Origin of the sequence: Galbibacter kalidii, from assembly GCF_026241135.1 — a bacterium.
Classification (GTDB): domain Bacteria; phylum Bacteroidota; class Bacteroidia; order Flavobacteriales; family Flavobacteriaceae; genus Galbibacter.
Map to the genome: position 1 here is coordinate 63,159 of NZ_JAPFGA010000003.1, position 15,365 is coordinate 78,523.

Genomic DNA, 15,365 nt, shown 5'->3' on the forward strand with positions numbered 1-15,365 from the left:
AAATGAAAACATTAGTCACAACCCTATACAAGTTCTTTCTTATTCCTCATGTCATCCTGTATAAATACAGCAAGCAGAAAGCATATATCGATCAGGATATTATCAGGTGGGCAAAAGCAAAAGGACATCCCAAAAACAATAAAACAAAACTGCTCCTCCACTATTTAACCCACTCCAAAGACTTTAGAAATATTTTTTACTTCCGAAATCGTGGGGCACTATGTCATATTTTGAATCTGTATTGTCCTAAAGAAAAATATTTCAAAATAGATGTCAACACAAAAATAAAAGGTGGTTTTTTAACCGGACACCCCTACTCCACTATTATAAACGCTAATGAAATCGGAGAAAATTTCTATATCAACCACCTCGTGACCATTGGGGAAATAAATGGGAAAAAACCCAGCATAGGTAATAATGTTTCTGTCTATACCGGAGCTATTATCATTGGTGATATCACCATCGGTAACAATTGCAACATCGGTGCCGGAGCTGTGGTTACTAAAAGTGTTCAGGATAATTGTACCGTTGTTGGCAATCCAGCGAGGGTTATCAAGAAAAAAGAGTGACTTACAATAAAGCCACTCTTCCCTCACCAATTAATTTATATAAATAGGCACTATTAATCTTCAACGATAATCCCTTGGGAATTGGATACTTGAACCCCCAAGTCTGATATAATATTATTATCTCTTACAAATACTTGGTTATTTGCATCTGATGTATCTAAATTCACATTGACAAAGCTTATTCCATAACCATCAGTATCAATTTCATTATTATAGATGGTCACATCATCTGCGGAAGCAATATGGGCAAACACTCCATGGCTACCACTTAAATCACTCGTGATGGTATTATTATAGATCTCCATATCATTGACCTTATTCGGTATAAAAATCCCATTTTGAGCATTTATTATTTCATTATCATAAATCTTTGTTTCTTTACTGTATAAAGTAATTCCTGTACCAAATCCCCTGATTACATTTCCGGAGATTTCGTTGTTGTATGTCGTTTCCGTATCAGATCTTCCGCCTGTTATGGCATTACCGGTTCCATTACCTGTAATTTCATTGTTTTGAATTTTCACCCCGGTTGCCAAAAGATAACCTATACCACTCGACACTTTATTGTTTTCAATAGTTACATTATCGCCTATGGCCACCAAGAAACCTCCTTTGACACTTCCTTCCTCTGTATTATTTCGAATAATCACATCTGAAACTTTTTCATAAAAAATGAATTCTCCATTACTATCCCTTGTTCTATAAGCTTCAATATCCAAAGCAAACCTTGGAGCAACTCCAGTAGAATTTGGAGTGTCTATTCCGGCATTTAGGAAAGTACTGTTCTCTATGATAATATTATATCCGTCTGTTATGGACACATTGTTTCTTCTATTACTGTCAAAAGTACAATCGGTCACTACTATATCATTTGAGGGGATGTAATTCGCTTCATAATTATGATTCAAACTATGGATTTTCAAACCATCTCCTGCACCCATTGACATGGCCACGTTGGAAACTGTAACTCCAACAGCCCCGTGCAATTCCAATACATGTCCCCATGCATGAGGTCCTCCTGAACTATAATCATGTTTATCTCGCTCTCCGTGAAGGTTCCCCCCGCTTATGGTAACGTTTGATTCATTTCTTACCGCCAAAAGTGCATATCTTTCAACTCCATTAGGGTAAGCCCTTAAATGGGTGTTCTCTGACATTTTTAAATTAAAGTCTGACGGAACATTAATCGCTTCCACGGAAGGATAAAAATTCTGATTAGATGTAGTACTGGTTACTTTGGAAATTTCAAAATACGCATCAAAATCGTCCATTTCAAAAGTAGTAGCTCCCATTTTCTTTGATAAATTAATCAAGTCTTCCAGTTTTTTATTGTTCGAGAGAGCTACTTCAGATGTGGTTTCTCCTTGCACAATATCCCATCTGGAAGGGTCAAAGAAAAACGTTGTACTCTTTAAAGTGGCGTTTCCTTCGATCGTTAATTGATAATTCAGTAACCTTCCATCAATAATTCCTCCTGAAAAATTAAGGGTTCCGTTGATAATCTCACCACCTTCAAATTCAAAATTGACATCAGCGGGAAGGTTGACAGTCTTTCCTTCTAAATCCATCTGGCAATCAATAACCACTGTAGAATTTGACGTTACATTATCAAGGGTGAAATCACATGGGGTATCAGTGAGTTCACCAACATTTCCAACTTCTTCATTGGGAGGAGGTGTGTTTTCTTCTTCGTTGGTTACAGCTTCTACAAACTCTTCTTCTTTTGTACAAGAGGCAAGAAATACCAAGCATAATAACACCATCATATTAAAACGTATTGTTTTCATGGTTAAGCTGTTCATTATTCGGGACTTTGTTTTAACATCATTCGTCTTCATTTATTTCTAATTTTAGATTAAGTATACAATTTTCTCGATGAAATACACACTTATATACGGCAAAATAACCTTCTTTGGATCATTGGAATATAAAATTCAACGAAGTTTTTTTGAAATAGTCGAATAGTTTGATTTTTAACAGTTTAAGACACTATATTTGTTTCTTATTAAAGGTGAAGGATTTTACCCCTCAATTAGAATATTCTTTTGCTTCAATAATTAAATTACAGAATTTAATCTATCATTTTGAAAGAAAATCTTCTATTGTTGTAAGATTCAGATTAGTGTTAAATCAATACGATTTTTTATGCTTAGTTTTTTAGATCCTTCTTTATTTCATGACATTTATTTAAACTTATGTTTGGGTATTGTTATTTTTATGGTGTTACACGCACTTTTTTTGGATATAAATGATCCTAAAAATTTACAATTCATCAAAATTTGCGGATACTTTTTACTGGTATTTTCTGTTTTATTTATTGGTTTACGTCCGGTTAGTGGTGCCTACTTTGGGGATATGATTACTTATGCCCGTTATTTTGACTATTATGAACAGGGAGGAAGTGTAATTACCGAGAAAGATTGGCTTTTTCATTACTTTATGAAATTCTCGTCCTACTTTGTTTCCCAAAGTGCTTTCTTTACTATTTGTGCTGCCCTCTACATATACCCTATGTATCGGTTGTCAAGATCGATATCCAACATTTATTGGTTTTTTGCTTTTCTCCTGCTATTGGTTTCTTTTTCATTTTGGACATATGCTACCAACGGTATCAGAAATGGTATTGCCACTTCTTTATTCTTACTAGCATTATCTTTTAGGAATAAGAAAGTACTTATGTATGCCATTTTTTTGGTTTCATATTATGTCCATCAAACCCTACTGTTACCCATTTTAGCTTTTACACTGACTTTCTTAACCAACAATCCGAAGGCTTATTTAATAGGATGGTTTGCAGCTATCCCCCTTTCCATTGCCTTGGGTGGTTTTTGGGAAAATCTTTTCGCAAGCATGGGATTTGCTGACGATAGGCTCAGTGGTTATCTGTTGGGTGATGCAAATCCTGAATCGTTCAAAAGCATTGGATTTAGATGGGATTTTCTGATCTACAGTGCGTTTGCAGTTTATGCAGGCTGGTATTTTATATTCAAAAAGAAATTCAGGGACCCATTCTATTTACAATTGTTCAACACATATTTGATAGCCAATTCGTTTTGGATTTTGGTCATCAGGGCTAATTTTTCAAACCGTTTTGCGTATTTGTCGTGGTTTATGATGGCCATTGTAATCATCTATCCCTTTCTTAAACAAACTTTTTTTAAACATCAATATTTAATCATTTGTAAAGTGATACTGGCCTATTTCTTTTTCACTTTCTTAATGGCCTATTTATATGTTGGTATTAAGTGATAAAATAAAGTCTTGAAACATGAAATCATTAACCATTTTCACCCCCACTTATAACCGAGAATACTGCTTAGGGCAGTGTTATGAAAGATTGGTCAACCAAACGAATAAGGATTTTGTATGGTTGATCATAGACGACGGGTCCACAGATAATACCAAAACATTGATAGATAGCTGGATTGCTGAAGGAAAAATTGATATTATATATCACTATCAAGAAAATCAAGGAATGCACGGCGGACACAATACGGCCTATTCCCTCATAAAAACAACATTGAATGTTTGTATAGATTCTGACGATTTTATGCCTGAAGATGCTGTTGAAAAAATACTGGGTTTTTGGGATTCTCTTGGCAATAAAGATAAAATAGCCGGCATTATAGGTTTGGATGCCTATAAAAATCGAGAAGTTATAGGAGATCAATTTCCAAACTACATAAAAACATCTACGTTGGAGGATCTACACCACAAACACAATGTTAAAGGTGATAAAAAACTAGTTTATCGTACTGATGTCGTCAAAAAATACCCAAAATATCCTATTTTCCCAGATGAACGTTTTGTGCCTTTGGGAACTCTGTATTTATTGATCGACAAAGACTACGAACTCGCTTGTTTAAATGAGATTTTTTGTATTGTTGAATATATGGAGGATGGCTCGTCCAGGAACATTTTAAAACAATATTACCGCCACCCCAAAGGGTTTCAGTATGCAAGAATCCTCAACATCCAGAATTCAAACTATCTAAAAGTACGCTTTAAGAATGCGGTTCATTTGGTGTCGCACAGTTTGCAGTTAAAAGACTTTACCTTTTTTAAAAAGACTCCTGATAAAACACTGACTTTTATAGCCCTACCCATTGGTTTTCTCCTCTATCTCTATGTAATGTATTTAAATAAAGTAAAGCAATGAAAATCCTGCAAATAACTAACTCTTTACTCTCGGGGGGAGCCGAAAAACTAGTTGTAGAGACCTCTCTACTGTTTAAGAAAAAGAGCACTTCGGTCGATATTTTATTGTTGAATGGAATAGACAGCCCGTTAAAAAATAAAATCGAAGAAAATCAAGAAATAGAGATCATCGCTTTAGAACAGGGAAATATTTACAACCCAAAATACATTCTTAGATTAAAAAAACATATAAAGAATTACGACCTTATCCATGTTCATCTGTTTCCGTCTATATACTGGGTTGCCATAGCTTCTATCCTGAACAGGAATAAGATTCCCTTGATTATGACCGAACATAATTCCAGTAACAGAAGGCGGAGATGGTTTCTTTTCAAAATATTGGATCGTATCCTTTACAAAAAATATCATTCCATAATCACAATTTCTGATGCGGTAGATAAAAACCTTCGCCATCATTTAGGGAAAGGATTTAAAAACCTGAAACAGATCCACAACGGAATTCCCTTACAGGCCTACAACAATGCTCAAGCCTACAAAAAAAGTGAATTGGGAGTTGAAGAAAGTGACCACTTGATCATTCAAGTGGCTAGTTTTACAAAACAAAAAGACCAAAACACATTGATCAAATCCATGTCCCATGTTCCAGAAAGCGTCAAGCTTATACTTGTTGGAGATGGGCCTTTGAAAGTCCATTCCATTAAATTGACACAAGAACTACAACTGGAAGATCGAGTCATTTTCTTAGGAATCAGGTCAGACGTCCCAAAATTATTGAAATCCGTCGACCTTGTGGTTCTTTCATCCCATTTCGAAGGACTTTCTTTATCATCCATAGAAGGTATGGCTTCGGGAAAGCCTTTTATTGCCTCAAATGTCCCTGGACTTACCGAAGTGGTCAAAGATGCCGGGGTTTTGTTTGAAAATGGAAATTTTAATCAATTGGCATATATCATCAAGCAGTTATTAAGCGATTCACCATATTACCAACTCGTGGCAAAGGCATGCCTCGAGCGATCAAAACAATTCAGTATCGATATCATGGTCGATAAATATCTCTCTGTATATCGATCTGCTTTAGAAAAGGAATAACCTTATATCTCAAGGTAATAATAAGCATAGAAATACTTGCCTAATCCAGAAAAGCATTGAGTTTAACGAAAAATAACTCAATACAACCAATTAGTCTTATAAACCCCTATAACATCCTTATATTTAATAACTTAAATCAGCTATTCATTTTAGCATTAATAGAAATCACAAACAACCACGCATCCATAAAATGAAAAAGATTATCCGAATCACTACTGTTCCCCAATCACTTTCCGGTTTACTAAAAGGGCAACTAAAATATATGAGTGCCTTTTACAATATGATCGCTATTTCAAGTAATGGCAGCGATGAAAAATTAATGGTGGATTATGCCAATAAAGAGAATGCCGGTTTTAGAATTGTAGAAATGACCCGGCGTATTACTCTTTTTAAAGATCTTACGGCTTTTTGGAAACTCTATTCAATTTTTAAATCAGAAAAACCCTTTATAGTTCATACCCATACTCCAAAGGCTGGCACCCTCGGAATGATTGCAGCATGGCTCGCCGGAGTACCTAATCGCCTTCATACAATTGCCGGGCTTCCACTTGTAGAAGCAAAAGGGATGAAAAGAACACTACTTAACAATGTAGAAAAAGTCACCTATGCCTGTGCTACTAAAATATATCCAAACTCACATGGACTATCAGACATTATTCTTCAAAACAAGTTTACTAATAAAAGTAAGATTAAAATCATAGGGAATGGAAGTTCCAATGGTATCGACATACATCACTATAATATAAATCAAGTTTCACAAGATTATATCCTCGAACTTAAGAAGAAACTAAAAATAGACAAAAATGACTATGTTTTCATTTATGTGGGTAGGTTGGTAAAAGACAAAGGGATTAACGAACTCGTTTCGGCATTCAATACCCTTAGTCAAGAACTAAAGTGCGTTAAATTACTTATGGTAGGTTATTATGAAACGACTTTAGACCCCTTACTTCCTAAAACCATTGAGACTATAGAAAAACATCCTAATATAATAGCAACGGGAAAACAAAAAGATGTACGCCCGTATTTTGCCATGGCAAACGCCCTTGTTTTTCCAAGTTACAGAGAAGGATTCCCTAATGTAGTTATGCAAGCCGGGGCTATGAAACTTCCCAGTATTGTATCCAACATAAATGGATGTAATGAAATTATAAAAGAAGGATTAAACGGGTATATCATTCCCGTAAAAAATAGAGATGCTATCTATATAGCTATGAAAAAAATGATGCAATTGTCAACTAATGATCAACAAAATATGGGGGGAAATGCACGTAAGGTAATAGAATCCAATTATGAACAATTATATGTCTGGCAAGAATTATTGAAAGAATACAAAGCTCTGGAAAATACCAATTAATGCATTATAAATATCAAATGATTAAAACATGTTGATTACTGATGTGGAAACATTTTGTTCACGACCAATTTTCTTTTGCCCGATTGTAACAATGGAATATCGTTGGCATATTCAACTTTTATTACAGCATCTGCACCCAAATGGGCTTTAAATTCTTCAATTATTTGCTGCTCAAGATCAAAACCTTTATAGACATTTAATATGAAGAGGTAAGTGTTTTTGTTCTCTTGAATGAATTGAAACTGTTTGATTTTAGGATATTTCAAAAGGTGATATGTGACATAGGAAGTTATCAATTCTCCACTGGTATTATATATCATATCCATTTTTCTCCCTTCAACATGCTCCAAATACGGCGCTTCATTAAAAGGATCGTTATCTTTCATTACTCCTATGTCTCCAGTGTCATAGCGAATTAAAGGCATGCTGTAGTTAAAAAGATCTGTTACAACAATTCTTCCGGGATTACCTGACTTTACCGGAACATCGGTTTCAATTTCCAAAATTTCAACAAAATAGCTCGCCCAATTGATATGAAAGGTATTACTTCCGGGAAATTGCTGGGCTATGATCCCATTTTCAACATTGGAGTATCTGGAGAGTCCTTCAACACCAAAATAATGATGTAATTGTTCTTTTACATTGGGACTCAAGTGTTCAGACATCGCGATTATGGAACGCACATTGGCATCAACCTTAGGAGCGTTGGTATTGACCATATAGTTACAAATATTAGCCAAAGCTGAAGCATAGCCAAGGATGCTTTTGGGTTCGGGATCAGCTTTCATTTTCTCTATTAAATTCCATATATCCTTGTCGGTGAGCTCTGAAACAGGATGCATCACAATATTCTTCATAAAAGTTCCCAAAACACTTTTTTTATTGTATTGGTCCCAATGTCTTAAATAATACAATTTTTGCCCAATGGTATACCCTCCTTTTTGAGCAAAATATAAGGTGTCTGCAGTGTTCCTTATCTTTTTTTCTTTATTGTGAAAGACCCTGAAAGGTGTTCCGGTGGAACCGCTTGTATAGGCAGGGTATATTTTTTTTCCTTGATATGAATCTGATTTAAAATCTTCAAAATTATTTCTGACAACATTCTTATCAATAACAGGAAAATCTTTAAAATTGTCTACTGTTTTATTTTTATAATATGGCACAGTTGCTTTTGCATGTTTTAGCACTTTTTGCAAATATGCTTCCCGCTTTGAATTTGATTTTTCATCGGTATAATTCTCCAAAACATAAACAATATCTTTATACTGCTTTTTGATTTTGGAGCTTTTTAAAAAATCTATAATCCAAAAAGATACTTCCCGTAATTTATTGTTTAACCCCATAGCTCATTACATAAGAAAAACCCACTATTCTTTTCAACCTATGAATTTAAAATGTCATATAAAATCATGAAAAGTTTTAGGATAGCATATAGAAAGAGGGCCTTATTTTTATAGTTTTAATTTTAATTGATTGCCGTTTGGAAGAATTATCTTTAAAATTACACCAAATCACCGCTATATACATACAAATTTCTATTAACGGTAAAGATTCTCTTTGAAATACCAAACCACTCAAATCCATTTATATAATATAATGAAAAACAATAACTTAACCCACTATTATGATTGATTTTAGGTGTTTATGATAATGACCTTCAATACTTATTTAGATCTTGATAATTTTTTTGGACGCAAGCACCTCTCCAGAAACGTCTATAATCTTCATTATATATGTCCCTATTGTCATATGACTAAGTTTGTCTATTGTTATCCTTTCTGTGGACTCGAAAAATTCTCTTTTCACCAAAGCTCCGTTAAGCGCATAAAATTCCACTATCCCACTTCTCTTTTTATCCAATTTTATTGTAATCGATGAAATAAACGGATTTGGGTAAACTGCCAGTTCAATATTATTTTCAATGTCCATTACCCCTGCTGTTTCTGACCAGTCCCAAACAGGATCCAAATCGATTTCTTCAAACGGATTGTACTCCCGAACAGGATATTTTAAAGTTTTTGCCAACAGATTTCCTCCTGCATCAGTATCAATGTTCGCAACAAAATTGGTACCACTTTCAGCTAAAAAACCAGGTTGAAGCACTACTTCGCTCAAAGACTGCATACGCGAACTTGTATTTTGTGCAGCTATAAAATTATTGCCCGCTTGGATGGTGTATTGATAATAAAACAGCTCTTCGCTATGGTAAGTGTTGTTTACGGTATAATTGTCTAAGGTTGCCAATCCATCTTCAGCATAAAAAACGCCTAAAGCCCTAGTATCGATAATATCATTCGGATTTACCGAAGGCAAGGTTTCTCCATCAAAAACATAGGTTCCGTCATAGCGGATCATATCTGTCCTTAGATAAGATGAATTGTGGTGAGTTTCTTCCCACTCATGCCAAATTTTATCTACAAAGGAGTGATGCAGATAAAAAACAGGATCTCTGGGAGATGCCATTGTCCTCATATAACCACCTACCCATCGATGGGCTCCTGCATGCGGATTTTGTCGTTCAAAATGATCTGAAAATTCAAAGAAATCCTCCATCAACATCATATCGGCAATTTCCTGCTCAGTCGGCAAAGTCCCAAATTGACCTAAAGTCCTCCCCAATCCCCAATTGGTATCAAAACTCCCCATAAAATCCTCATCCCAAAGCTGAGAATTTATAGCCCCATCTACTGAAGAATCCCAATACGGAATGGTCAATTTTGGATTAATCTGCTGCATGGCCTGTTCGATCTCAAAAACAAACCTTCGGTGCCACACCAAAAAGATTTCCTTGTCTTGTTCGTCAGGTAAATTGAAGTGAATATCCAGGCTATCAGGAAAGCTACTGTCAAAATTGGCATATTCCAAATGATAATCTGCCATATCTGTTATTCGGTCTGCTCCTTGTCTTAATTGATAAAAAGCATTGATCAATTCCGTCTTTTCATATTCGGTCATTTCTTGATAATTTTTCCGAATACTTTGGCTCTTTCCAAGCTGGAAAAGCATCAAAAACAAAACCAATAAAAAGAGCTTTTCTATGGTGAACTTCATTGTTTACTGATTTTGATTTATTTTTGATTCCAATTTTTCAATACGCTCCGTCAAACTTTCAAGCTTGGCGTTTTTTCTTTGCAATTGATTTATTTCTTTTTTTTGCTGAAGGATGTAAAGTGTCAGTTCTTCAATTTTCCTCAAGAGCTTAGCATTCATTTCTCCCAGTCTTATCCCTTCTTCTTTAATTTCATTGGCGCTCGGGATATTGATCAGGTGTTTGTTTTCCACAATGTGTTTTTCAACTTCATCCAGGCTTGGCAACTTGTAATCCGATTCAAAAACATAATCCGGCCAGTTCCCTTGCAAAGCCACTCTCACTTCTTCAGCAACAATATTTCCGGCGACTGCCAATCTATAATTTAAAGTTGAACTTGTGCCAATCCCCATATTCCCATTCACAAACATATTGTTGGCTTGCCAATCTACTGTTTCCAAATTTGCATTCTCACTAGTGTAATCTACTACGGTGTTCCCTGAATCTTCCAAGGTTGTCACATTGGCTGTGTTACTCACCGCCGAAGTATTATTAGCCGCATCCATGGCAAAAACCGTAAAAGCGTAATTTGTTTCCGGTGTCAGGCCGGTTACAGCAAAAGTTGTAGTTCCTCCGGTCAAACCTATGCTCACCCCATCCTGAAAAACCTCATAATCGGTCACCCCGACATTGTCTGTCGCTGCGGTCCAACTCAGCGATGTCCCGTCAAAAGTAGTGTTGGAGGCCGTTAGGTCTGTTACTGCCGATGGTGCTTCGGTGTCCGGCTGAGATTCAGCCAAGGTTGTCACATTGGCTGTATTACTCACCGCCGATGTGTTATTCGCTGCATCCATGGCAAAAACCGTGAATGCATAACTCGTTTCAGGCGTCAGGCCGGTTACGTTGAAGTTTGTCGCCCCTCCGGTCAAACCTATGCTCACCCCGTCCTGAAAAACCTCATAATCGGTCACCCCGACATTATCTGTCGCTGCGGTCCAATCCAGTGTAGTCCCTTCAAAAGTAGTGTTGGAGGCCGTTAGGTCTGTTACTGCCGATGGTGCTTCGGTGTCCGGCTGGGATTCAGCCAAGGTCGTCACATTGGCTGTGTTACTTACCGTCGATGTGTTATTCGCCGCATCCATGGCAAAAACCGTAAAGGCGTAATTTGTTTCCGGTGTCAGACCTGATACGGCAAAAGTTGTTGCCCCTCCGGTCAAACCTATGCTCACCCCATCCTGAAAAACTTCATAATCGGTCACCCCGACATTGTCTGTCGCTGCGGTCCAATCCAGTGTAGTCCCTTCAAAAGTAGTGTTGGAGGCCGTTAGGTCTGTTACTGCTGATGGTGCTTCGGTATCTTCATTTGCACCGATAATGCTCACTCCATCAATCAATACCGTATCACCTGAAACATCTCCCCTACTTGTCGGACTTGTGTAAACCCTGATCGTTGCAGTATTGGCATTGGCAGTCAACTCAAAATTATATTCAGTCCAATTCTCTGTTGTTATGCCCGTTGTTGAAAAACCATTAAAGCCTGACCAATTGGCAAATGCCGGCGAATAACTTTGTTCTCCCCGTTTTGCCCATATACTTATGTTATATACTTCTCCAGGAACAACATTAAGGGTGTATTCCATATTCCTTCCTGATGACACTCCCGAGGAAACCGCCATGAGTGCAAACGTACCATTTTGTGGATCATCAGATACCGAACTCAACACAGCTCCTCCGATCCACCCGGTAGTCGCATCTGCTTCATTATCGATAGAAGCCGCGTTGGCATCTGTGTGTAAATTTTGAGCATTCAGGCTAAAAACACCAAATGCTATCACTAAAAAGCTAAGTTGTATTTTTATTTTCATAATTATGGTATTAGGTCGGTTATAATTAAGTATCTTAAATCTTGTAGAAACTGAGAGGGATAAAATCAATATAAAATTAGTTATAAGTGCTTTAAAACCGGCTAAAAATCTATTAGGAACATGAATATTCTTCAAAATACATTACTGTCGACAAAGTGCATATATCACCCTATGAAACAACACTTTACAATAAGAAAAACCTGATTAGTAACTTGGGAAAAGTCTCTTTTTAAAATTGACAGAGTTTAAAAAACACAATAAACGGAAAGAAAAAATTACTTTGACGAGATTTATTGCCTTTTGAAGAACAATTTTTATACAATCATTTTATTGAAGTACTTTTAATAACGACACATAGAACCCTAAACTATTAATTTTCAATACGCAACCAAAAAGCCTAACTATGTATTCGTTGTTTTTAAAAAGAGGGGGGGATTTCGTTTTAGCCTTGATCGGTATCATCATCCTGCTACCTGTTATTCTTGTGTTGAGTTTGATTTTGATATTTGTCAATAAAGGAACTCCTTTTTTTGTCCAGCTAAGACCAGGTAAAGGCGAAAAAGTTTTCAACTTGATCAAGTTTAAATCAATGAACGACTACAAAGACGAAAACGGAGAGCTCTTGCCATACAATCAGCGAATTACTAAAACCGGGCGGTTTATCAGAAAATATTCCCTTGACGAGATCCCTCAACTATTTAATGTCTTGAAAGGAGATATGAGTCTGATAGGCCCACGACCGCTGTTGGTCAAATACCTTCCCTTATACAATGACTTTCAAAAACAAAGACATCTAGTCAAACCGGGAATTACGGGCTGGGCACAAGTCAACGGACGGAATTCCATTTCGTGGGATCAAAAATTTGAATTGGATGTGTGGTATGTTAAAAACCTAAGTTTTAAAACCGACCTGCATATTCTGCAAAAAACAATAAGAAAAGTGATTGTAAAAGAAGGCATAAACAACAATACTTCCCTCAACATGCCTGCTTTTGAAGGTAATAACTAAATAAATATGGATAATGCGATCATTATTGGGGCAGGGACCCAAGGACAGATATATGCTTCTTATTTAAAAGAGGCAGGGATCAATATTATTGGTTTTATGGATGATAACCCTGCCCTAAAAGGGACAAATGTTCATGGAATCCCGGTACTGGGGTGTTATCAAGATCTTTTTACTGAAGAATTCAAAAAGAAAATACAAAGTGTGTATTGTCCGATTGGCGACAACGATATTCGAGTACAATACCTATCAACTTTAAAAAAAGAAGGCTATAAAATTCCGAGTTTTATTCATAAAACAGTTTCCATAGCCCCTGATGTCACTTTGGGCGAAGCGGTCTATATGTTGGTAGGAAATATCGTGATGCCCCATACAACTATTGGGAATTATATCATGGTCAATATGGATAGCACTATTGCCCATCATGTACATATGGCCGACGGTGTATTCATGTCATCAGGAGTAAACGTCGGTGCCTGTATTGATGTAAAAGAAAAAGCCTATATCGGGATGGGTGTAACTGTAATGACAGGCATATCATCTATCGGAAAAGAATGTTTGTTGGGTGCCGGCACCGTTATCATCAAAGATGTACCCGATTATGCTACCGTAGTTGGTAATCCCGGACGGATCATTAAATATAAAACCCCTAAAAATGACTAATAGAGAACAGAAAACAGACATCACTTTTGTCGGCTCAGGAATATCATCGACCTTCACCTTGATATATTTCCTTGAATCCATCGCTCAAGACTTTGGCGGAAATACCATATCGATCAACATATTAAACAAATACCCTGAATTCCACACAGGTATCCCCTATGGAAACAGGTCGGGAGCCTCTGTCTTACTTATAACCTCTTTAAAAGATTTCTTGCCCCAACCGGAAAGGGATTCTTTTATTAATTGGTTAAACGTCAATAAAGGTCAACTCATAAAGAAAATGTTGAATGAAGGCGGGGATTTGACCACTCAATGGACAAAAGAGCACGCCTTACAGATACAAAATAACGAATGGGAAGATTTGTTTGTCCCCAGGTGGTTTTTTGGTCAATATCTCGATGAAAAAGCCAAAAAATTGGTGTCTGCTTTAGAAAAGGACAACCGCATAAAAGTTTCATATCAGGTTGCGGAGGTTCGCGATATTAAGAAAACAACCAATGGATTCAAAATAACGACAAATGCAGACACTTTTAGTTCATCAAAAGTTGTTTTGGCCATTGGCTCATTGCCCACTAAAAAGTTATGCTCTGATGTAAAAAACACAAATGAACATTTGCTTCTTGTCAATAATTGTTACGATCCGGGGCTAAAGGAAAACTTGAAAAGAATTCAAGATTTTACCCGGCAAAGAAAAAATGAAGGCAAAACAAACAATGTACTGATCGTCGGTGCCAATGCAAGTGCTTTAGAACTTCTCTATAAATTGAACGACACCCGGAAAAGTGAATCGTATATCAATCATTTTACATTTATTTCAACCCATGGGATTTTACCTGATTCTATCGTCGATAAAAAAAAGCAAGGCGAATTTGAACCCTACCATCTTCAGAAACTGAAAAATATCGAAGATATAACAGCCAAAGATATTGCCGAGGCCACTTATAAAGATCTCGATCATGCCGAAAGTATTCATTTGGGAGCAGCTTCTACCGTCAATATCATTTCAAATGCTTTTGGAGCATTATTATCAAAACTAAATCGAAAAGAACTTAAAGAATTCGCTTGTCGCTATGGAAATGAAATAGGAAGAAGACAACGATGTGCCGGGGTTCACTACACCAAAACAATTGATAAACTGACGAAAGACTCCCGTTTCGACCATATCGCCGGAAGGTTCATTTCCTTAAAAAACAACAATATCGAACATCCTTTTTTGGAATATTCTGATACAAAAACAGGAGAAATCAAAACATCAACACGTCCGTATCATATTGTGATTAACTGCATAGGAAGTACAACTTTCAACGGGGAAAACGTTCCCGAAATACTTCAAAACCTCATCAAAAAGGGAATATGCAAACCTAATGAATCCCAGATAGGCATTGATGTCAATAAATCATTGGAAGCCACAGACAGTCTATATGTCGTTGGACCATTATTGGCTGGTAATGTTATTGAAAACAAAGCAGTTTGGCATGTGGAACACTGCGGAAGAATCACCTGGTTGTCAAAAATATTGGCAAAAGAACTCTACAAGTCTTTTACGCTGAAAGACAAAGAATTAAACACTTCCTTCTGAATAAACAGTCTTTTCTTCAAAAAATTCTTCCACAACTGTAACAATTCAGCA

General features: G+C 36.5%; 12 protein-coding genes. 8 read left to right on the forward strand and 4 right to left on the reverse strand.

All coding sequences use genetic code 11. The annotated features are described in order from the left end of the window. Positions 1-2: 2 nt before the first annotated feature. Entirely contained in the window at positions 3-569 is a 567-nt protein-coding gene (locus tag OOZ15_RS20145; RefSeq protein ID WP_323053779.1) for a serine acetyltransferase, read from the forward strand. 53 nt (positions 570-622) lie between these two features. On the opposite strand, the gene OOZ15_RS04380 is transcribed toward OOZ15_RS20145, so the two are convergent. Beyond that, positions 623-2,356 carry a right-handed parallel beta-helix repeat-containing protein gene (locus OOZ15_RS04380; protein ID WP_265954621.1) on the reverse strand — a complete coding sequence of 578 codons (1,734 nt, stop codon included), beginning with the start codon at positions 2,354-2,356 and terminating at the stop codon, positions 623-625. A gap of 358 nt (positions 2,357-2,714) precedes the next feature. On the opposite strand from OOZ15_RS04380, the gene OOZ15_RS04385 reads away from it, so the two are divergent. The 4 genes from OOZ15_RS04385 to OOZ15_RS04400 all read left to right on the forward strand — a co-directional run bounded on the left by OOZ15_RS04385 (position 2,715) and on the right by OOZ15_RS04400 (position 7,173). After that, positions 2,715-3,818 carry an EpsG family protein gene (locus OOZ15_RS04385; protein WP_265954623.1) on the forward strand — a complete coding sequence of 368 codons (1,104 nt, stop codon included), beginning with the start codon at positions 2,715-2,717 and terminating at the stop codon, positions 3,816-3,818. Between the two features lie 19 nt (positions 3,819-3,837). Next, positions 3,838-4,728, forward strand: a complete 891-nt coding sequence (locus OOZ15_RS04390; protein WP_265954625.1) for a glycosyltransferase family 2 protein — start codon at positions 3,838-3,840, stop codon at positions 4,726-4,728. Continuing rightward, entirely contained in the window at positions 4,725-5,816 is a 1,092-nt protein-coding gene (locus tag OOZ15_RS04395) for a glycosyltransferase (protein ID WP_265954626.1), read from the forward strand. The genes OOZ15_RS04390 and OOZ15_RS04395 overlap by 4 nt, the downstream gene beginning before the upstream one ends. Before the next feature lie 190 nt (positions 5,817-6,006). Beyond that, positions 6,007-7,173 (forward strand): glycosyltransferase family 4 protein, encoded by a 1,167-nt coding sequence (locus OOZ15_RS04400; RefSeq protein WP_265954627.1) that lies wholly within the window; start codon positions 6,007-6,009, stop codon positions 7,171-7,173. Between the two features lie 35 nt (positions 7,174-7,208). On the opposite strand, the gene OOZ15_RS04405 is transcribed toward OOZ15_RS04400, so the two are convergent. The 3 genes from OOZ15_RS04405 to OOZ15_RS04415 form a co-directional block, all read right to left on the reverse strand. After that, on the reverse strand, positions 7,209-8,516 hold the full coding sequence (locus OOZ15_RS04405) for a phenylacetate--CoA ligase family protein (RefSeq protein ID WP_265954628.1): 1,308 nt from the start codon (positions 8,514-8,516) through the stop codon (positions 7,209-7,211). 325 nt (positions 8,517-8,841) lie between these two features. Further along, positions 8,842-10,224, reverse strand: a complete 1,383-nt coding sequence (locus tag OOZ15_RS04410; protein WP_265954630.1) for a tyrosinase family protein — start codon at positions 10,222-10,224, stop codon at positions 8,842-8,844. Positions 10,225-10,227: 3 nt separating this feature from the next. After that, positions 10,228-12,066 carry a fibronectin type III domain-containing protein gene (locus OOZ15_RS04415; RefSeq protein WP_265954632.1) on the reverse strand — a complete coding sequence of 613 codons (1,839 nt, stop codon included), beginning with the start codon at positions 12,064-12,066 and terminating at the stop codon, positions 10,228-10,230. 403 nt (positions 12,067-12,469) lie between these two features. Between OOZ15_RS04415 and OOZ15_RS04420 the strand changes: the two genes are divergently transcribed. The 3 genes from OOZ15_RS04420 to OOZ15_RS04430 are packed head-to-tail and all read left to right on the forward strand — an operon-like array spanning position 12,470 to position 15,314. Continuing rightward, on the forward strand, positions 12,470-13,075 hold the full coding sequence (locus tag OOZ15_RS04420) for a sugar transferase (RefSeq protein ID WP_265954634.1): 606 nt from the start codon (positions 12,470-12,472) through the stop codon (positions 13,073-13,075). Positions 13,076-13,081: 6 nt separating this feature from the next. Further along, positions 13,082-13,735 carry an acetyltransferase gene (locus tag OOZ15_RS04425; RefSeq protein ID WP_265954636.1) on the forward strand — a complete coding sequence of 218 codons (654 nt, stop codon included), beginning with the start codon at positions 13,082-13,084 and terminating at the stop codon, positions 13,733-13,735. Then, entirely contained in the window at positions 13,728-15,314 is a 1,587-nt protein-coding gene (locus OOZ15_RS04430; RefSeq protein WP_265954637.1) for an FAD/NAD(P)-binding protein, read from the forward strand. The genes OOZ15_RS04425 and OOZ15_RS04430 overlap by 8 nt, the downstream gene beginning before the upstream one ends. Positions 15,315-15,365: the final 51 nt, after the last annotated feature.

Bases quoted from the DNA above. Each gene is read 5' to 3' on its own strand.
- OOZ15_RS04395 (WP_265954626.1), top strand. From the start codon at position 4,725: ATGAAAATCCTGCAAATAACTAACTCTTTACTCTCGGGGGGAGCCGAA.
- OOZ15_RS04420 (WP_265954634.1), top strand. From the start codon at position 12,470: ATGTATTCGTTGTTTTTAAAAAGAGGGGGGGATTTCGTTTTAGCCTTG.
- OOZ15_RS04410 (WP_265954630.1), bottom strand. From the start codon at position 10,224: ATGAAGTTCACCATAGAAAAGCTCTTTTTATTGGTTTTGTTTTTGATG.
- OOZ15_RS04430 (WP_265954637.1), top strand. From the start codon at position 13,728: ATGACTAATAGAGAACAGAAAACAGACATCACTTTTGTCGGCTCAGGA.
- OOZ15_RS04400 (WP_265954627.1), top strand. From the start codon at position 6,007: ATGAAAAAGATTATCCGAATCACTACTGTTCCCCAATCACTTTCCGGT.
- OOZ15_RS04405 (WP_265954628.1), bottom strand. From the start codon at position 8,516: ATGGGGTTAAACAATAAATTACGGGAAGTATCTTTTTGGATTATAGAT.
- OOZ15_RS04415 (WP_265954632.1), bottom strand. From the start codon at position 12,066: ATGAAAATAAAAATACAACTTAGCTTTTTAGTGATAGCATTTGGTGTT.
- OOZ15_RS04425 (WP_265954636.1), top strand. From the start codon at position 13,082: ATGGATAATGCGATCATTATTGGGGCAGGGACCCAAGGACAGATATAT.
- OOZ15_RS04390 (WP_265954625.1), top strand. From the start codon at position 3,838: ATGAAATCATTAACCATTTTCACCCCCACTTATAACCGAGAATACTGC.
- OOZ15_RS04385 (WP_265954623.1), top strand. From the start codon at position 2,715: ATGCTTAGTTTTTTAGATCCTTCTTTATTTCATGACATTTATTTAAAC.
- OOZ15_RS04380 (WP_265954621.1), bottom strand. From the start codon at position 2,356: ATGAAAACAATACGTTTTAATATGATGGTGTTATTATGCTTGGTATTT.
- OOZ15_RS20145 (WP_323053779.1), top strand. From the start codon at position 3: ATGAAAACATTAGTCACAACCCTATACAAGTTCTTTCTTATTCCTCAT.